Raw genomic sequence first — 19682 nt, forward strand, 5'->3', positions numbered from 1 at the left:
TAGGGGAGGGTCAGGGAGGGGTGCAAAGGAGAGGTTTACCAGAGGGGTTTCATATTTGGTTAAACTATGAACCGTTTTCAGTATAACCTACTTAGCTGATTTAAAAGAGTAGTTCTATTTCTTTATAGTTACTCCTTTAGTAAGATTGTCAGACAGCATACAGTTGAAAAATTTTAAAATATTCATCCTTAAGAAGTGGAGAACAAAAATTTTCAAAAGTAAGATCTTAAATTAATAGACAGCAGAATCCGAAAAATCTCTGATAAATTTGCTAGTAAATGATTAAACTTCTTCGGTAAAGATTGTAGAGACGTTCCATGGAACGTCTCTACAAGGGTTTCAAACTACGCACTAAAAGGGATGAAATTTGATCACTGCATATTTTATTTTTGAAGAATCTCTCCCAAGTAATAAATCTAGTTATTACTTAGAAAATATCAAACTTTTGAAAATCAGGGAATTATCTAACAGCTTATAAAAAAATCAGGGTTAATTAATGAGTGATTTAAGAATTTGGGTGGAAGATTATAGTAGAGTTTTATGGCGTTCCTTACCCTTGTTATGGACAGCAGCACCTCAAGAAATGGTGTTTTTAATTGCTGTAACCTTATTACAGGGGTTTCTTCCTGGAGTGAGTGTTTGGATTACCAAACTAGTGGTAGATACTGTTGCTACAGCCTTAACAACTGGTAAAGCATTAGATGATTCAATTTTGTGGCTTTTAGTAGCAGCATGGGTGGGAGCTTTGCTATTAGAAAACCTTCTCTATCCTTGGATATTGGCACTTCAAGGAAATCTCAATGATAAATTAGCCGCTCATATTAGTTTATTATTAATGCGAAAAGCTGATAGTTTTTCCGACTTGAGCCGATTTGAAGATGCTGAATTTTATGATGAGTTGCAACTTCTCCAACAACAGGTTAGCTATAAACCCTTAAACTTAGTCGAGAATTTGGTAGAATTAAGCCGCTCATTGATTACTTTAATTGTGGTAATTGGGCTATTAATTCCCCTGGCTGTTTGGATACCATTGGTAATTGCGATCGCCACTATACCCCAGATCGTAGTTTCTTCCCAATATGGTAGAGAGATTTGGATCACTTTATTTGAAAACAGTCCCCAAGCTCGAAAAATGCAGTATTACACCTCTGTAATGCTCACTGATACCTATGCCAAAGAAATTAGGTTGTTTCAGCTAGGTGCATTTTTTATGCAGCTTTACGGACAAGCATTTCAATCTTTACATCAATCTATGCGGCATTTGCGAGGTAAACAAGCATTTTGGTCATCTAGTTTAGCTATTTTGAGTACATTAGGAAATGGATTTTCTTTCTATTGGGTAGTCAAGCAAGCTTTCAGAGGACAGTTAAGCCCAGGAAGTGTGCTTTTATTCGTACAATCACTAACTTACTTCCAGAATAATTTAGAAAGATTTGTCAGTCATTGGTTGGATTTGTTCGAGAATATTATCTATATGCAGCAGTTTTTCAACTTTTTCGACAGTCCCACCCCAATGGTATTGAACATACCTGGAGAAAAAATCCCCACTCCGATTCGTGCAGGTATTACCTTTGAGAAAGTTGATTTTCACTACCCAGATGGTAGATTAGCGCTCAAGGATATTTCCTTTACCCTTTACCCAGGAAAAACAGTAGCCATAGTTGGAGAAAATGGCGCAGGTAAAACCACTCTAGTTAAGCTATTAACTAGGCTCTACGACCCCACCACAGGACGGATTATCGTTGATGGTATAGATATGAGAGATTTGAACTTAGAGCAGTGGCGACAGCAAATTGCGGGGGTTTTCCAAGACTTTGGACATTACTCGCTCACCCTGGGAGAAAATATCGCCTTAGGAAACCTAGCCGCCCTAGAAGATCGAGAAATTCTCAGATATGCGGTAGAAAAAGCCGATATCGTCAAACTAGTGGATGATTTTCCCAGCGGAGAAGATACACAATTGGGTAAGCAGTTTGGTGGTACAGAACTTTCTGGAGGACAGTGGCAAAAATTAGCTCTAGCTCGTGCCTTTGTCCGTCAAGAAGCCCAACTACTCCTTCTAGATGAGCCTACCGCAGCACTAGACCCCCGCAGCGAGTGTGATTTTTACCTACGCTTTGTGGAACTAGCGGAAGGGAAAACTACCATCCTCATTACCCACAGATTAGCCTCAGTGCGAATGGCTGACCGCATCTTAGTTCTTAAAGATGGTCATTTAATTGAAGATGGCACTCACCAAGAACTGTTACAACTAGGAGGCGAATATACAGCCCTCTGGAATATGCAAGTAGAACAGTACGGAGTGTAATACAAAAAAACTTAATTCTAGGACTTACGCAGAAATCATCTTCCAATCTCATTTCTCTGTGTCCTCTGCGCCTCTGTGGTTCGTTATTCCATCAGTCATGAACATCAAAAATCCGATTCCTTGGCTCATTGGGCTGACCGCATCTTAGTTCTTAAAGATGGTCATTTAATTGAAGATGGCACTCACCAAGAACTGTTACAACTAGGAGGCGAATATACAGCCCTCTGGAATATGCAAGTAGAACAGTACGGAGTGTAATACAAAAAAACTTAATTCTAGGACTTACGCAGAAATCATCTTCCAATCTCATTTCTCTGTGTCCTCTGCGCCTCTGTGGTTCGTTATTCCATCAGTCAGTCATGAACATCAAAAATCCGATTCCTTGGCTCATTGGGCTGACCGCACTGAGTTTATCTGGAATGGGTATTGCTTATTTCAGCCATTGGTATCAACCCAGCAAAAAAGATATTACAGATTTAACAGTTCCTGTCACTAGCAGCGACTTAAAAATTAAAATCAAAACCAATGGAGTCGTGCAACCAGTTCGCAAAATTAACATTAGCCCAAGAGAAGCCGGTCGAATTGCCAAACTCTATGTAGATGAAGGTAGTTTTGTCCAAAAAGGACAATTAGTTGCAGAAATGGAGCGTCAAGCCTTTCAAGCCCAGGTGAATCAGTATCGAGCGCTGTTATGGAAGGCAAAAGCCGAATTACAAGAAAAGCGTAAGGGTTATAGACCAGAAGAAATTGCGATCGCTCAAGCTGATGTACGTAAGTATACAGCCCAAGTCCGGGAAGCTGAATCTCGCTTAGTATTAGCCTCTCAACGAGTTAAGCGTAGGCAATATCCTGTATCTCAAGGAGCAATCTCCCGTGATGAACTAGATACGGCTTTAAATGAAGAAAAAAGTGCTAAAGATAACTTAGAACAAGCTAAATTTAGTCTGATATCTGCCCAACAACAACTGAAAAAACTACTTTCCGGTTATCAAACTGAGGAAATTACCAAAGCCGGTGCTGAAGTAGCTCAAGCAACTGCCCAATTACAATTTTACGAAAATCAGTTAGAAAATACTTTCATTCGCGCTCCCTTCTCTGGCTTAATTACCCGACGTTTTGCCCAAGCGGGGGACTTTGTAACTCCAAATACTTCTGTTTCCACTAATGAAGGGGGAACTAGCGCCTCCATTGCTGAATTATCCAGTGGTTTGGAAATAGAAGCTAAAGTTCCCGAAGTAAATATGGCGCAGATTCAGAAAAATCAGCCTGTAGAAATTCGCCTTGATGCTTTTCCTGATCAAGTTTTTCAAGGGAAAGTCCGTTTGATTGCCCCCAGAGGAGTTAAGGAAGAAAATGTCACATTTATGCGAGTCAAGATTGCTTTGGCAACGGGTCAAGATAAACTCAAGGTAGGGCTAAATGTGAAGTTAACTTTTCTAGTAAATGACATTCGCAATGCTTTGGTAATTCCTTCGGCTGCTGTGGTTTCTGGTAAAGAGGGGCAAGTGGGTGTATTGTTACCAGATAAGGATAATCAAGCCAAATTTCATCCGATACAGGTAGGAATTACTTCTGGTGATAAAACGCAAATTTTGGGCGGACTTTCTGAGGGTGAACGGGTTTTTATCCAACCACCAGCTAATCAATTAATTGATGGTGTTGATCGTCCTATGGGATCTTAGGGATTTCTAATTAAAAAAATACTTAAATAAACGAACCACAGAGACACAGAGAACGCGGAGGAATGAGAGTTTAAGAAATTTTTTGCTTTAGGTGGTTGGGTGTTTTTTATTTGCAGGTTTCTTGGTGTAAGGAGTCAGCAGAAGAAATTTATCTTTTTATCGTTTTAAATTATGAATTTGCTAGAAAGTGTGAACATGGCTTTTGCAACTCTCGCTGCTAATAAACTCCGTAGCGGACTAACTATGCTGGGAATAATTATTGGCAATGCTTCTGTTATTAGTATGATTGGGATTGGACAGGGCGCACAGAATCTTGTGTTGGGAAAACTTGAGGCGTTTGGAGCAAATCAACTCACGGTATATAGTAATTTTGAAGATGATGAAGGCATGAAATTTCCTGATGCTCAATTGGTGTTATCAGACGCAGAAGCAATTAAAGCTCAAGTTCCTAGTGTTAGCAAAGTTGCTCCTATAGATGAGCAGAAAATGCCAATTAGCTTTAATAATAAATTAACATCCACAACTGTTAAAGGAACTACGTCTGATTTGCTCGCTGTGCAAAATCTTGTTCTTGCCACTGGTAGAATGTTTAATCAAAAACAACAGCAACAACAGGCTCAAGTCACTGTTTTGGGTGCAGAAACTAGCCGCAAGTTGTTCGGTGATGAAAATCCTGTGGGACAAGAAGTGATGATTAATAATATCTCGTTTCAAGTTATTGGTTTATTGCAATCAAAGGGTGCATTTGCTGGGGAGAATTTGGATCAAACTGCAATTGTCCCACTGACAACATTTGCTAATAGATTAGTTGGACGTAGATCAATATCTGATATTCCTCTCAGTTATATTTTAGTGACTGCAAAAAATAGAGATAGTGTTCGCGCGGCAGGTTTTCAAATTACTAATATTCTGGCTCGACTACATGGTAAGAAAGATGTGGCTGTTTTCGCTAATAAAAAGTTTCAAGAATTGGTAGTTCAGGTGACTAGTATTTTATCTTTATTATTAGCTTTAATTGCTGCCATTTCTCTGTTAGTAGGTGGAATTGGCATTATGAATATTATGTTAGTTTCTGTGACTGAACGCACTCAAGAAATTGGTTTACGCAAGGCAGTTGGGGCAACTCAGAATGATATTTTAGCGCAGTTTTTAATTGAGGCAATTATTCTCTCTCTTTCTGGCTGTTTGCTGGGGATAATTTTAGGAGTTGGGGGAACTATCCCCTTGGCATTTTTCACGCCTTTAACTCCTCAATTTCCCCTATATGCGATCGCTGTAGCTGTGACAATATCTGGTAGTATAGGCTTAGTTTTCGGTGTCTTTCCCGCCCGACAAGCTGCTATGTTAGACCCCATTGTCGCCCTCAGAAGTGGCTGATTCTAAATCAATCTCTCCAATTATCTAATTGCAAAGGATAGCCTAATGATTGAATTTTTTGATAGTGTTTAGTATTTCCTGTTACTAGAATTAAATTATTTTCTATGGCAATTGCAGCAATTAATACATCTGCTAATCCTATGGTTTGTCCAGTTTTTTCTAAATCAGCGTAAATTAATCCAGATAATTCAGCACTTTTTTGTTCTAAAGATAAGATCTCCATTTGTGGTAAATCTATTAAAAATTCCTGAATCCGATCATTGCGGTTTAATTTTCTCCATCCTTTGATAACTTCTGAAACTGTAATTACAGATATCGTATAATGTTTAAAAATAGTTTTATAAGCAATCGCTTTAGCTATAACTTGGGGATTTTTACCTTTGCGAATTTCTGACAAAATATCTGTATCAATTAAAGTTTTATTTTTCACTGTCAAGGCATTTTTTAGGTTCTATGTTTTAACATATCTTCAATCATTTGATCAACTAATTCTGCATCATCTGACCATTTGCCAATAAATGAATCGTTGAGAATTTCTGGTTGAGTCAATTGCTCAATCATTGCTTTAATTAAATCTGAGATTTGACAATGATTAGTCTGGGTTAGTTGCTGTATTTTGTCATAGGTTTCTTGATCTAGTTCTATTTCTATTTTTTTCATAATTAGTTATTCATTGAAGTATAGATTTTTTTATTATAGCGTCGTTAAGAAATATTTTTCTACTATCAAAATATCTTTTTACGGTAGCGGTACGGGAGGGTTAATCGGGTGGAATCTTGGGGGGTAGGGGTTTACAAGCGTAAGCCATATTTCCGGGCTAATAAGTAGTGAGACAGAATTAATTACACAATGTTATTGTGTTAGCGCAACGTGACGTTAGCCATATGGAACGAAGTTAAATGAAGCAATTCCAAGGGTTGTGATTGCTTCCCTTCCCTCGCAATGACTGTAAATATTTTTGTCCAATTACTTAAGTAAAGTTTACTAAAGTAAACTGGGGATTTTTAGTCATCAAAAGACAACTTTTGCTATTAGACTGGAAATATGGCTTACGCCACGCTACGTTATCATTCCCAGGCGGGTTACAGGTTTTACGTTAAGTTGACACCAATGACAATGACCATAAACCCAAACTCTGCATAACATCGGGAAGTGCTGTAAAATCCCTGTTTTAATCCTGTTCATCCTTTAATCCTGGACATTATCTCGACTATGGCTACGCCACGCAGGCTATCGCTCGATAACCACCTGATTCTGACAGCCAATTTATCTAAATTCCTGCTGTAATTCTGCCTGATAATCAGCTTGACAATGATATTGGGATAATTCTTTCCAGTTGAGTACGGCTTCTAATAAGTCTTGATAACCCAGGGTGTTGGGGTGGAGTCCGTCACTGGTGAGGCGATCGCTTCTCCATCCTTGACTCCGCTGCATCCATTGATCAAAAATATCTAAATAGGGAATCTGTCTTTGTTCACAAGCTTGTCGTGCTGCTTCTTTGTAGCGGTATTGGTCGGCATGATTGTAGAATAAACAATCAAGGAAGGGCATTTTGCTTTCGTCTACGGGAACCATCCCCACAAACAGCACAGGACAGAGTTTTTGAGCTTGATCCAGCAATGTGGCGATTTCTGATTCAAACTGACTAAAATCTGTGTAATTTCTGCCGTTAGGACTTCTTAACCGAGGTGTGTCGTTAACACCGACAGACAAAATAATCAAGTCAGGAACACGATTGCGGATTTCTCCCCGGTGACGAAATTCTGCTTCTAAACGTTGGCATATTTGCTGTGTGCGATCGCCCCTTACCCCCAAATTATAAAGCACATGACCCACACTGTCCGGTAACATCCACCACCGTCGCAATTGTTCCACCCAACCGCCTTTCTCTGGATCACCGTATCCATATACTAGGCTATCCCCCAAGGCGACAATCTTTAAAGGTTGACAAAGTTTTGGCGCTACAGATATTTGCATTAAGGTAGAAGTCGGAAAACTTGGCATTTCAAAAAGTAATGTAATGGATATTTCCAGAATATTCTATATATTTTTACACTATTACCACAAAGTAGGGGCGCAGGTCCTGCGCCCAATCATTGATTTTTTGCATCTCCCCAATTATAAACTAATTGGTAACACACTATAACTACCAAAAATTTTCAAAATTTCCGTATAATTTCGCAACTCTTCCAAAGCAGATTTCATGATTTGTGCATTTACATCTGCTTCAATATCCAAATAGAATAAATATTCCCCTAAAGAACGTTTTGTCGGACGCGATTCAATCCGACTCAGATTAATACCCAAATGAGCAAATACTGACAATACTTTCATTAATGCACCTGGTATATTGGCTGGCACGCTAAATGCTAAAGATGTATGAGTACAATCAACGGGATGATTTTCTTCCCTGCTTACTACCCAAAACCGAGTACAGTTTTCTGGATAATCATTAATCCCTCTGGCAAGAATAGGTAAATTATACAATTGTGCCGCCCGACTAGAAGATATAGCTGCTGTAGTGACCTCCGCTTCTAATCCCTGTAGTGCTTCAGTGGTTGAATTTCGGGGAATTAAATTGACATTTGGCAAGAACTGTGATATCCATTTTTGACATTGCGCTAACGCTTGAGGATGAGAATAGACAGTTTTAATATTATCTAAATTTGTAGCATAGGAAATTAATGTATGTTGAATTGGTAAAACTAAAGCTAATTGAATTTTTAAATTCCCCAATTGCCATAAGCTATCCATTGTCATATTGACACTACCTTCAATAGAATTTTCTACCGGGACAACAGCTATTTCTGCCCGTTTATCGGCGATCGCTTGCAGGGATTGAGCAATGGTAGAATATGGACATAATTCAAAGCTTCTTTGAGAATTAATGTCCGAATGGGTTTTTAACCAGTTGAGATAAAAAAAAGCCGCTTGTTCGGCATAAGTTCCTGGCGGACCCAAATGAGCGATTTTCTGGTTCATGCTGTTAAATTTGGCGAATTTGATGAATAATGAATTAATAGTTAGATTTTTGGCAATTCAAATTGTTAAAAAATATTACAATTAAAAACAAATGGTTTAATTTGCTCATGGTTACTAAGTTTATTGCCTCTCAATCGGTGGAAATTTCCCTTCCTAAGCAATCTATTCCTATTCAACACTACCTGCGGCAGCCTCAACGTTTAGTCAATGCCTTAGCTGATAATACAAGAATTCAACAACTTTCTGAAGAAGGTTTTCGATTAAAAATGCGTCCTCTGTCTTTTATGTCACTGAGTATTCAGCCAACTGTAGACATGAGGGTCTGGGCGGATGCAACCGGAACAATTTATTTGCGATCGCTCGGTTGTGAGATACTGGGTTTTGAGTATATTAACGAAAGGTTTGCACTGAATTTAAAAGGCTATTTGTCACCAGTTCAACTCAATGGTGAAACTTACTTGCAAGGAAAAGCTGATTTGGAAGTTTTAGTAGACATACCGCAACCATTTTCCTTTACACCCAAATCAATTTTAGAAACCACAGGGAATGGATTGCTCAAAAGTGTACTACTAACAATTAAGCAAAGATTGTTACATCACCTCTTAGCAGATTATCGTCATTGGGTAATCTCGCAAAATCAAAATAACGAAACTGATCACAACATCCCCGATAGCGGTAGCGTGGTGCAAGCCATATTACCAAGTTTAAATTTTGAGTAGTTTATGGGAAAATAAGGCAAATTTGGCAATTGTCCTCAAAAACTGGGAATCCAAAATCTAAAATCTAAAATCTAAAATTGTTTGGCAGGGACGAAAAGAGCGACGATGTAAAGATGAAGGTCCGTATTTTTGAAGCGCCAGTAAATGACGCGGACTTCCATAACCTTTATTTTTTTCTAGATCATACAGGGAATATTTTAACGCTAACCGTTGCAGCAAATCATCACGCCAAACCTTTGCCATGATACTAGCTGCGGCAATATTAAGCGATCGCTCATCACCTTTGACAACTGTTTCTTGAGGTATTGGCAAATTCTTCACCAACTGATTACCATCAATCAAAAACAGTTCCGGCTTTACCCGCAACTTCAAAACAGCCCGCTTCATTGCCAAAAGAGTCGCCTGTAAAATATTCAACTCATCTATTTCCTTCGTTGTAGCATAACCAATTCTCCAATCTACAGCCAACGTGGCAATTTTTTGAGCCAGTTTAGTTCTCCGAGAACTAGACAACTTTTTACTATCCTTAATGTTATCTAACATCAGTATTGATAAAGCGTCTACTGGTAATATAACTGCCGCTGCTACCACAGGCCCAAATAAAGCACCCCTACCTACCTCATCTACACCCCCAACTGCACCCTGCATATTTGAGTAAGTAGAAAACTCTAACCAACTCGAATTATCCCAGGATGCAGGTTTAATGTCTGCCATTGTCTAAACTATGATTTGTTTGATTTATTTGATGTAGATGATTAATCGGAACTATGATTTATCTCATTGATTTGATTTACCTGATTAATTCATTAATCAATCAATTAATTAATCAATTAATTAATTAATCAATCACAAAAATCACACAAATCATGAAAATCACAGTCCGAAACCATCTGTATCTAGGGCTGATGAACGACGACGACGACGACGATTAGGAATAGAACTACTATTACTATCAGATTCTATTTCTTTTTCAATTTCCGTTTTTTCTTCAACTTTAGTTTCTTTCTCAGGTTCTATTTTTCCTTCAGATTTAGTTGCTTTTTCTCCAAGAATTTCTGTCAATTCTGGAAATATTGCTAATGGTGGAAAGGATGAATCTTCTTCTATCTCAAATTTCGATGTCGGTAGTTTAATAGCGACAACTTCAGGAAGTGTTTTTTCAGTAACAATTGGTTCAGGGACAACTTCAGATTCTTCAATAGGTGATTGTCCTGGTTGCACAACATTGATAATCACCGATCTAGGATTTTTTCCTTCCCGATCTAACTTGAGTAAAGGAGAAATTCCCATTTCAGCATAAGTATCCTGTTCCTTTGCTGACATTTCCACCGTAATCACCTCTGGTGGTTCTACCTTAATCGGGTCTAATTTTACCTTTGTCCGTTCTGGTCTTTCCGTCCAACCTGATTTATTAATAGTTGGGGGAGAGATTTCTGGTATTGGTAATTCAGGTTCTTCTAAGTCTAAATCTGAATCATTAACAAAAGCTAGAGGATTACTAGGTAAGCGGGATTCATCCTTACCGTTACCACCATTCACACTAATGCGGCTACGGCGGGTCCGGGTACGACGCTTATCATTTAATTCTTGGTAACTAGGATGATTGATCAGATGCAGAGAACTAAATTCCGGTTCAGTTTCAAATCCATCACCAAAGCCATCATAGACATCTTTTGGTGTCCCTTGTGGCACACTACCGATATCTGGTATGCGAGTAGTGGGTGCAGGTGGACGAGATTCTCTTTGCGGTATGGGTACAAATCGCTCTGGGATGTCCGCAGCCGGTATAGGCAGACGGTTTTCTAGTTCTCCAGGTAATCTGACGGTATGTCCTAAGCCGCCACAAGTAGGACAAGTTTCGCCAAACAATTCATAAATGTTTTGACCTTGACGCTTACGAGTAAGTTCCACCAAACCTAGTTCAGTCAGTTGGGCAATTTGGGGACGGGCTTTATCAGCTTTAAGAGCTTTGTTAAAGTGTTCTAAAACTTGCATTTGATCACGTCGGGATTCCATATCAATGAAATCAACCACAATCACACCTGCAATGTTCCGCAACCGTAACTGACGGGCAATTTCCGCTGCTGCTTCGCAGTTTGTCCACAGCACTGTTTCTCTGGCAGTTGCCGAACGGGTGAATGAACCGGAGTTCACATCTATGACGGTTAAAGCTTCCGTTGGTTGGATGATCACATAACCGCCTGATGGTAAATCTACCCTGGGTCTGAGGGCTTCACGGACGGCGGCATTGATGCGGAAATATTCTAAGATGGGTGAGCGATCGCGGTGATGATCAATTAACAATCCTTGGGGTGTTTGTCCACCACTCCAGTTTTGTAAATACTGCTTCACTCGTTTTAAACCAGTGCTGGAATCAACAACTATGCGATTCACATCACTACCATACATATCTCTAAGAACGCGCTGAATAAAGTCATCATCACGATTCAGTAGAGCCGGCGCACGGGAAGTCACTGCTTCTTGCTGGACAATTTCCCACTGCTTTTGCAGCACTTCCAAATCTTCAATAATGGCTTCTTCTGGCTTTCCTTCTGCTTCTGTGCGTACAAGTAACCCCATCCCTGCTGGTTTCACTAAAATAGCCAAAGCTCTCAGCCGGTTACGTTCACTTTCGCTTTTAATCCGTCTCGATAAATTTACCCCTCGTCCATAGGGCATTAACACTACATAACGTCCAGGTAATGTGATGTTACCTGTGAGCCTGGGACCTTTTGATCCGGTTGGCTCTTTCATCACCTGCACTAAGGTTTTTTGTTGTGGTGTCAACAGTTCTGTGATTGCTGCTGCACTACGTTTCAGCCTTAATGGACCTAAATCAGTGACGTGAATAAATCCGTTGCGTTCTGGATCGCCGATATTGACAAAAGCCGCATCTATCCCAGGTAATACATTTTCTACTACACCCAGATAGATATCACCAATTTGGTGATGACCCGTAGCTACAACGAGTTCTTGTATTTGATCTTCTGAAAATACAGCAGCAATTTGATGCTGCTCCGCGATGATAATTTGTTTTGGCATTCAATTTCCTCAAAAATTGGCAGCACCGCCGGGAATTACCAGGAATTTCTTTGTTATCCCGCTTGTCCTAACGGTCGCTGCTACAAGACGCTACTAGTAATAAAAAATTTCAATTTGAGTAGCTCTGCAAAGTTGTGAAGAGCTAATGATACTGTGATTGCGTTTACACGCCGGATTATTCCTGAATAGCTGTATATAGTCTAAGAACTTCCATCAACCGCCCTTGGCTGATTTCCCCTACTATACGCTGCTATTTAAACTTTGGATATCCGTAGATATCGGTTTCAAAGTTAAGATTCATTAAGTAAAGCTGACCATATCTAAATATAGCAACACACAAGGTAGTTAGGACATCAATTAATCATGAAACTCATCCCCAACCAGGTTTTTACTCCTGACTCGCTGACTCCTGACTTCTGAAATAACACACGCGTGGTAAAAAACCTCTGCGTCTAGACACGGTATCTCTTTGGGTTTACCATCTGCCGATGTAGGGAAATCTGCCTTAATCACTGGATTCACTATCCGTGTTTTTACTAGAAAGTCTAGCTAGGTGCAGATAACTCATGTGGTCATCATTGTAAGAATTATGGCAGGGTTGTAATCCCTGTCAATATTTATGTTGTATTTTTACAATTGAACACACTTGCATTCATAGCAATTGCTTAAAAGCCCGCAATAAAAGCAAGTCTTATTTAAGAGATGGACTTGGATCGGTCAATGGAGAAGTTAAGGAAAGCTATTGTTATTGACACTCTGCGGTCTGAAGACACGCAGATTCTTTAAGACTTGCTTAAAAGGGACAGTCAAGTATCCCTTAGACACTCAAAACAATTACTAGTACGACAGGTATTGCAATTGTGCTTACTTTTAGATTGATTTAGTGCTTTCCGATGCCATCAGTTTTTAGTGTTAAACGCTCCATGCTTCACCATTGCTTGTTTACCCAGGCTACGGCTATGCCGAGACGAGATAAATCAGGGGTTTCTCCTTAATAAAACACTTCTTTGCGTTGATAGTTACTCCTACTAGCTCATTAATTATATCATGTCACTGCGAATAAATTCGCCGTTGGCACTTCCTCCATTATCTAAAGCCAAATGGCTTCCGTGCCATTCGTTATTTCTTGTGATTTGTAATCAGCAGTAGAGTTTCTCTGGGATACAATCTTAGAAGTGACATTCTTACAGCAGAATTCACCGAGTCAGGAGTAAAACTGGCTTGCTGTCCGGCTTTGAATTTAGATCCTGTACCTCATTAATTTGCAATCTACTGTATATCTTTGCCTTCGTTCCTGTGATGATCGCAGGGAGTGAATCAAGTCATTCAATGCAGTGCCAGAAAATTTCTCTTGATCATTATTCTAACGCAACCTTGCCAAAAATCAATTCCTACAATGTGCTAATTTTTGACAACTACTAGCAACTTAGCCAATAACTAGAAGTTCGTCAAATTTATTTTGACGGGTAATGAGCGGAAAAAACTGCTGTTCTTCCCTCCCCTGCCCCCCTTGCTTCTCTTCTCCCCCTGCTTGCCTTCACCCGTCATTTTCGGGTTGACAGACTACTAGACGCTGGCGGTGGATATGCAAGATGTGAAATTCTACATTTGCTACTGTTTCTAGCATAGACAAGATTTGCTCAGGACGCAAGATTACTCCATCAGGACGACAGCTACCCAAGTAACGCACAACGGCTATTGAGTCCAATTCTTGATGAGAGACTGAAATTAATTCTATCTCCCACAGGCGATCGCGCAGATTTATTAATTGCTGTTTACCGGATTTGGTTGTATGTGCCGATAAAATCTCCTCTTGATGTTTAATAGTCTCAATCCAGTTTTGCCATTGTGCCGATTGTCCCTCGCTTTGGGCTGTAGACAATGTGAGTAAATACTCGGCTGCTTCTAGCTTTTGGGTAGCGGAGGGAGACTTGATGTCTATTTCTACCACATTATACACAGGAATGTCAGCAGGTAGTTGTTTAACCAATTGGGTATGAAAAGTTGCCACATCAATTGGTTCAGTCAACTCAAAATCAACTATTTCTCCACTACTGGTAGCACCTAAACTTAAAGCACTGGCTAAAGCAATCCTCGGTCCAGGATGAAAACCACCTGTGAAGGTGATGGGTAAACCGGCACGGCGCATAACTCGATCAAATAGACGCATCAAATCTAAGTGACTGACTAAAGCCATATTTCCTTGTTTACCAAAGCATACTCGCAATCGTTGGGCTTTGGTGGTGTTGGGGACAAAATCGCCGGCAAAGCTGGGAATGGGTGGTGCAGCCATAACCACATTATGACCGAAATCAGTGCCACAGACTCCACAATGAGAACAACCTTCAAAAGAGCAGTCAGGGACAATTGCAGCTTCTAGAGCGCGTTGTAGGTCTTGTTGCAGCCACTTTTTATCAATGCCAGTATCAATATGATCCCAAGGTAAGGGAGTATCCAGAGGTGATAGAGTTTCTTGTTCGTTGTTGCTGACAGCAAACAGATTCCATTCGCCATTTTCCACTTGACGGTATTTCCAGTCTAGACCGGCTTCGGTAATGGCTGTTCCCCAAGCTGTAAAGGCTTTATCTACATTATCAAACCAAGCATCCATGCCTGCACCCAATTTCCAAGCCCGATGTAACACTTTCCCCAGAGTGCGATCGCCTCTACCAATAAAGTCTTCCATCGCCGAGATCCGAAAATCCGTGAAATTTACTTTCACATTCCGCATTCCCCGAAATTCTTCCCGCAGGAGGTTTTGCTTTCTCGCAAACTCCGTTGTGGAAACTGAATGCCATTGAAAGGGAGTATGGGGTTTGGGGGTAAAATTGGAAATGGTCAAAGTGAAGTTTAAGGATCTTCTGCCCTTTTCCCAACATTCTTGCTTTAACCATCTTACCGTTTCCACAATGCCAATCACATCGGCATCGGTTTCACCGGGTAAACCAATCATAAAATACAGCTTGATTTTATCCCAACCTTGTGACCACGCTGTTTTTACACCCCGCAGTAACTCTTCATTTGTCAACCCCTTATTGACAATATCCCGCATTCTTTGTGTACCCGCTTCTGGAGCAAAGGTTAACCCACCTTGGCGCGTACCTCCCAGGATATTGGCAATATTTTCATCAAACCTATCTACTCTTTGACTAGGTAAGGTGAGGGAAATGTTGTCATTTTTTAAGCGATTTTTTATTTCCATCCCCACCGCTGGTAGGGCTAAATAATCTGAACAACTTAAAGACAACAGGGAAAACTCATTGTAACCAGTTTCCCGCATTCCCTTTTCTATAGCTTCTACCACTTTTTCCGGTTCGACATCCCTCGCTGGTCTAGTTAGCATTCCTGGTTGACAGAAGCGACAACCGCGAGTACAACCGCGACGAATTTCAATGGTGAGGCGATCATGGACTGTTTCTACATAGGGAACTAAGCCGATAGAATAGGCAGGAATGGGTGTGGCGACTCTTCTGAGGACTCTTTTGGGTACATCTGGACGCAGGGGATATACAGCCCCACCTACACCCATCTCATAGAACTGCGGCACATAGACACCAGGAATTTGCGCCAGGTCTAATAATAGTTCTTGACGACTCAAGCCTGATTCTTTCCCTTCTTCTAAAACCAAGCCAATTTCGGGAAGTAGTTCTTCACCATCTCCCAAAACCATGAAATCGAAGAAATCTGTATAGGGTTCGGGGTTAGAGGTTGCTGTTTGTCCACCAGCAAAAATTAGCGGGTAATTTCCCTGTAACCGTTCTTCTCTAGTCACGGGGATTCCGGCTAAGTCCAACATTTCTAAAATATTGGTGCATCCTAATTCGTAACTGAGACTAAAGCCTAAAATATCGAAGTCCGTCAACCACCGTTTAGATTCCACTGCAAACAGGGGTGTCTGCGTGGTGCGAAGTTTGGCGGCTAAATCCGCTCCTGGTAGATAAGCGCGATCGCACAACTGGCGAGGCTGGACATTCAAAATATTGTATAAGATGATATGCCCTAAATTTGATGCCCCTACCTCATACACTTCTGGATAGGTCAAAACCCAACGGATTGTTGCCGTATCCCAAGGTTTATGGACTGCTAAACGCTCATTACCCAGGTAACGGGCAGGTTTTAAAATATCCGATGTTATTAATTGTTCAACTAAAACAGCCACTTTGCTATCTTCTAGCTACCATAAATTACAGCTAACCACCCCAAGACTAGCATTAATTAGAGATTTTGACTGAAGTTCAATAATTTTATCTTGCAAATTTGGTGCTGCCTGAATTAGGTTATGCCTACGGCACGCTGCGCGTTAACGAAGTTCCTCTGAAAGAGGCACGTGCAGAGGCTTCCAGAAGCAAAGGCGCAAAGTTTTAGGAATTATATTGACATTATCCCCTAAGCTTTTATAAGTGTAGATTTGCATCTTGTTTGCAGATCAACTTTTTTTTCTGACTTGGCTACAAGTTGGAAGTCTCTTTACTCAATCTTTATAGCTTGACTGGGTTTATTTAAAGATTGTCATAAGTCAATGGTAAAGTGTAATTATATATACATTTTTTTTTAGCAAGTTAAAAAACAATCTACTTATGCCTTCTGAATGCAGATTCATCATCTGTCCCTATAGCAGTTACTCTTGCTGAAACTGTGAATGGAGGTAGTTCCAGGAAAATTTCTCTGTAATTGTCCACCTTGACTTTTACCCTTATCATTGATAAAAACAGAGTTACCGAATAACTGGTCTTGATTATTTAGTAGTGATCTAAATCACAGGGTCGAGAGGTATAAATCACCTTTTATACCGAGCATTGTCTTAGATAATGACTAGTAACTGCAATTTGGTTTATTTGTTATGAAAACTCGATACGTGATTCGTCAGTTGGTAGAAAAAGCCCTGCATATCCGCAAGCTAACGCCAGAAATCGAAAATGAGATTAACTCGGAATTAACAAAGCTAGGTCATATCTCTGATGTTGACTATGAAGCTTTAGAATTACTAATGGCAGAGATGGATGCTGGTCGGGTACAGTTAGTTCCTACCTGGGGATAATACTCGTACTGGAAGGTATTGACGCTGCGTACTAACATCCTATTGTTGCTAGTATTGCCTATGCAATTAAGTCTCTTTATGTTTCTTGTCCTTGTTGATATGCTTGCCACAGTTGATGAATAAATAAATTAAATTGTTGTTTAGCTACTAAATCAGGCTCAAATTTTAGTTCTTTAGGAAAAAGTTGCCCTAAAAAAGTAATAACTTCTGTATCTAAAGCCGGTCTAAACAAATCTAGTGGCCAGAACAAATCTGATACACCTTGTAAATCAATTATGAGTGGTAATTCTGAGGTAGAGTTCACAAGCAGTAAAGGGCGCACCCAGCACAATTGTCGGGAAACGACGATTTCAATAACTTCTGCATAAAGATGCTGATGGCTATAATCCAAAGATACAATTTGTCCTGGTTGAAATTTTGGGCTGATATCCATAACTATCTAGAGTATTGACTTCTGTGTGGCAGTTTCCTTAATTTTAATAATTCCCGTTGCCAGTGATGAGATAGAAAATAAGGGAAAATTTTTCTGTCCCAATTATTAATGTAAATTTCTTGTGTTTGTGCTATGATGTCATAGGAAAAGCTTCTAAGCAGTGCCAAAGGTATTTTAAGATGGGAATACGGCAATGCAGAAGTAAATAACTGTTAAGCAAATGCTGAACAGGAACATATTCTAGTAAATCAACGATAAAAGAGCAAAGAACCGTGTCAGTCGAAACCATTGAGAAGCGTTCTACATCCCGCAAGCTTGCGCCTCAGTATCGCGTCTTGCTCCATAATGATGATTATAATCCGATGGAGTACGTTGTACAAGTGCTAATGACTACTGTTAATAGCATCACCCAACCGCAAGCTGTTAGTATCATGATGGAAGCTCACCATAACGGGTTAGCTTTGGTTATTACTTGCGCTCAAGAACACGCGGAGTTCTATTCTGAAACCCTCAACAATCATGGTTTAAGTAGTACAATTGAACCAGAAGAATAGTTTTTGGTCATTAGTCATTGGTCATTAGCAGTATATTGTTGACTGATGATAATTGACTAACTTTATGAAAATTAATCTTACTCAACTTACCCAATACCCCTTTCCTGTGAGGCTAGTTTGTTTTATACTGGCCTTACTATTCTTATGGCTACCCTTAGCTGTACCAATTTATTTACTAGTTGAAGATACTAATTTAGAAAGTATTTTAACTCTAGTTATATTATATGTAGAGTTTATTTTCCTGCTGAATATTTGGGGTACACAAGTTTATCAGCAACCAAAAATATTCAGCCATTATGGGTTAGAATTTACGCGTCTTAATGGGGTGAATGTGTTGCAGGGGTTAGCTATTGGACTAACTAGTGTTTTAGTTTTATTTGGTTTAGAAGGTGTACTAGGTTGGTTAATATGGCAACAACCTCAAGTATTTCTAGTCAAAATAATTTTAGAAGGTTTGTTAGTTAGTTTGGGTGTGGGTTTTGCAGAAGAATTATTATTTCGGGGTTGGTTGTTGGATGAGTTACAACGAGATTATAAATTAAATATCGCTATGAGGATAGATGCAATTTTATTTGCTGTATCCCATTTTATTAAACCTTTGGAGGCAATTATTCATACTTTACCCCAGTTTCCGGCTTTGGTGTTGTTGGGTTTCACGCAAGTATGGGGAAAACGTTGGCGACGGGGACGTTTAGGCTTACCAATTGGTTTACATGGTGGGTTAGTTTGGGGTTATTACATTATTAATGTAGGGCAATTAACCAAATATTCGGGTCAAGTTCCTGATTGGGTGACTGGTGTAAATAATAATCCTTTGCAGGGAGTTATGGGAGTGCTGTTTATGGGTGGACTAGCTTGGTGGATAGGTAGTAAACAGCAGGTGACAGGGAACAGTATAAGTAATTGAACAAAAATATTTACAGTCATTGCGAGCGAAGGGAAGCAATCACAACCCTTGGAATTGCTTGATTTCACTTCGTTCCATATGGCTAACGCCACGCTACGCTTACGCAATGACATTGTGTAATTAATTCTGTCTCACTACTTAGATTTTGAAAATAAAACCTGATTAATAAAAAAGCGTTGCTGATTAAGGGTAGGAATTTTAGTCTCACGCAAAGGCGCAAAGACGCAAAGGTAAGAGGTTAAAATTTATCCTGTTAATCCTCAAATCCTTGACATCCTGATTCAGACAATCAAGACTTGACAAAACGCAAAGCTTGTATTATGATTATGTCATAGGTGGGAAAGTGTGCGCCCATATATATAGGCTTTTCAACCACCAACATAATTATGATGATTGTTTGTGGGAAGTTGGGATTTTTCAGGATGTTGTTTAATGATTGTTTGTTGGGATTTTGGAGATGATTTTGTCTGAATCAGGATATCCAGGATTTTCAGGATTTTCAGGATGTTGTTGGATGATTGTTTGTGGGAAGTTGGGATTTTTCAGGATGTTGTTTAATGATTGTTTGTTGGGATTTTGGAGATGATTTTGTCTGAATCAGGATATCCAGGATTTTCAGGATTTTCAGGATGTTGTTGGA

At 39.7% G+C, this 19682-nt stretch carries 16 protein-coding genes; 8 read left to right on the top strand and 8 right to left on the bottom strand.

All coding sequences use genetic code 11. The features are described from left to right. Positions 1-496 precede the first annotated feature (496 nt). From IQ228_RS05490 to IQ228_RS05505, 4 genes are all read left to right on the top strand, one after another. Positions 497-2308 carry an ABC transporter ATP-binding protein gene (locus IQ228_RS05490; protein ID WP_193962357.1) on the top strand — a complete coding sequence of 604 codons (1812 nt, stop codon included), beginning with the start codon at positions 497-499 and terminating at the stop codon, positions 2306-2308. 75 nt (positions 2309-2383) lie between these two features. Beyond that, positions 2384-2566: a hypothetical protein gene (locus IQ228_RS05495; RefSeq protein WP_193962358.1), complete on the top strand. Its 183-nt coding sequence runs from the start codon at positions 2384-2386 to the stop codon at positions 2564-2566. Between the two features lie 101 nt (positions 2567-2667). After that, positions 2668-3990 carry an efflux RND transporter periplasmic adaptor subunit gene (locus IQ228_RS05500; protein ID WP_193962359.1) on the top strand — a complete coding sequence of 441 codons (1323 nt, stop codon included), beginning with the start codon at positions 2668-2670 and terminating at the stop codon, positions 3988-3990. Between the two features lie 171 nt (positions 3991-4161). Then, a complete protein-coding gene (locus IQ228_RS05505) occupies positions 4162-5367 on the top strand; it encodes an ABC transporter permease (protein ID WP_027401440.1) in 1206 nt (401 codons plus the stop codon). 7 nt (positions 5368-5374) lie between these two features. Here the strand turns inward: IQ228_RS05505 and IQ228_RS05510 are convergent, their stop codons facing one another. The 4 genes from IQ228_RS05510 to pheA all read right to left on the bottom strand — a co-directional run bounded on the left by IQ228_RS05510 (position 5375) and on the right by pheA (position 8349). Continuing rightward, positions 5375-5797 (bottom strand): PIN domain-containing protein, encoded by a 423-nt coding sequence (locus IQ228_RS05510; protein WP_027401439.1) that lies wholly within the window; start codon positions 5795-5797, stop codon positions 5375-5377. A 14-nt stretch (positions 5798-5811) separates the two neighbouring features. Beyond that, positions 5812-6027: a hypothetical protein gene (locus IQ228_RS05515; RefSeq protein WP_027401438.1), complete on the bottom strand. Its 216-nt coding sequence runs from the start codon at positions 6025-6027 to the stop codon at positions 5812-5814. 606 nt (positions 6028-6633) lie between these two features. Further along, positions 6634-7371 carry a GDSL-type esterase/lipase family protein gene (locus IQ228_RS05520; RefSeq protein ID WP_228043710.1) on the bottom strand — a complete coding sequence of 246 codons (738 nt, stop codon included), beginning with the start codon at positions 7369-7371 and terminating at the stop codon, positions 6634-6636. A gap of 114 nt (positions 7372-7485) precedes the next feature. Beyond that, positions 7486-8349 carry a prephenate dehydratase gene (gene pheA / locus IQ228_RS05525; RefSeq protein ID WP_027401436.1) on the bottom strand — a complete coding sequence of 288 codons (864 nt, stop codon included), beginning with the start codon at positions 8347-8349 and terminating at the stop codon, positions 7486-7488. Between the two features lie 107 nt (positions 8350-8456). Between pheA and IQ228_RS05530 the strand changes: the two genes are divergently transcribed. Next, positions 8457-9068, top strand: a complete 612-nt coding sequence (locus tag IQ228_RS05530) for a DUF1997 domain-containing protein (protein WP_027401435.1) — start codon at positions 8457-8459, stop codon at positions 9066-9068. 57 nt (positions 9069-9125) lie between these two features. On the opposite strand, the gene IQ228_RS05535 is transcribed toward IQ228_RS05530, so the two are convergent. The 3 genes from IQ228_RS05535 to IQ228_RS05545 form a co-directional block, all read right to left on the bottom strand. Continuing rightward, the gene (locus IQ228_RS05535; RefSeq protein ID WP_027401434.1) at positions 9126-9782 is read right to left on the bottom strand and encodes a ribonuclease HII; all 657 of its coding nucleotides are present in this window, start codon (positions 9780-9782) and stop codon (positions 9126-9128) included. Positions 9783-9941: 159 nt separating this feature from the next. After that, positions 9942-12110: an Rne/Rng family ribonuclease gene (locus tag IQ228_RS05540; RefSeq protein WP_027401433.1), complete on the bottom strand. Its 2169-nt coding sequence runs from the start codon at positions 12108-12110 to the stop codon at positions 9942-9944. A gap of 1537 nt (positions 12111-13647) precedes the next feature. After that, positions 13648-16269: a TIGR03960 family B12-binding radical SAM protein gene (locus tag IQ228_RS05545; protein ID WP_193962360.1), complete on the bottom strand. Its 2622-nt coding sequence runs from the start codon at positions 16267-16269 to the stop codon at positions 13648-13650. Between the two features lie 681 nt (positions 16270-16950). Between IQ228_RS05545 and IQ228_RS05550 the strand changes: the two genes are divergently transcribed. Further along, positions 16951-17148 (top strand): hypothetical protein, encoded by a 198-nt coding sequence (locus IQ228_RS05550; RefSeq protein ID WP_015078743.1) that lies wholly within the window; start codon positions 16951-16953, stop codon positions 17146-17148. A 76-nt stretch (positions 17149-17224) separates the two neighbouring features. On the opposite strand, the gene IQ228_RS05555 is transcribed toward IQ228_RS05550, so the two are convergent. After that, positions 17225-17581 (bottom strand): hypothetical protein, encoded by a 357-nt coding sequence (locus tag IQ228_RS05555; protein ID WP_173401695.1) that lies wholly within the window; start codon positions 17579-17581, stop codon positions 17225-17227. A 272-nt stretch (positions 17582-17853) separates the two neighbouring features. Here IQ228_RS05555 and clpS point away from each other — a divergent pair, with 272 nt between their 5' ends. Beyond that, positions 17854-18135 carry an ATP-dependent Clp protease adapter ClpS gene (clpS, locus tag IQ228_RS05560; RefSeq protein WP_027401430.1) on the top strand — a complete coding sequence of 94 codons (282 nt, stop codon included), beginning with the start codon at positions 17854-17856 and terminating at the stop codon, positions 18133-18135. A gap of 64 nt (positions 18136-18199) precedes the next feature. After that, a complete protein-coding gene (locus tag IQ228_RS05565) occupies positions 18200-19042 on the top strand; it encodes a CPBP family intramembrane glutamic endopeptidase (protein ID WP_193962361.1) in 843 nt (280 codons plus the stop codon). Positions 19043-19682 lie beyond the last annotated feature (640 nt).

Origin of the sequence: Dolichospermum sp. LEGE 00246 (genome assembly GCF_015207865.1) — a bacterium.
GTDB lineage: Bacteria > Cyanobacteriota > Cyanobacteriia > Cyanobacteriales > Nostocaceae > Dolichospermum > Dolichospermum heterosporum.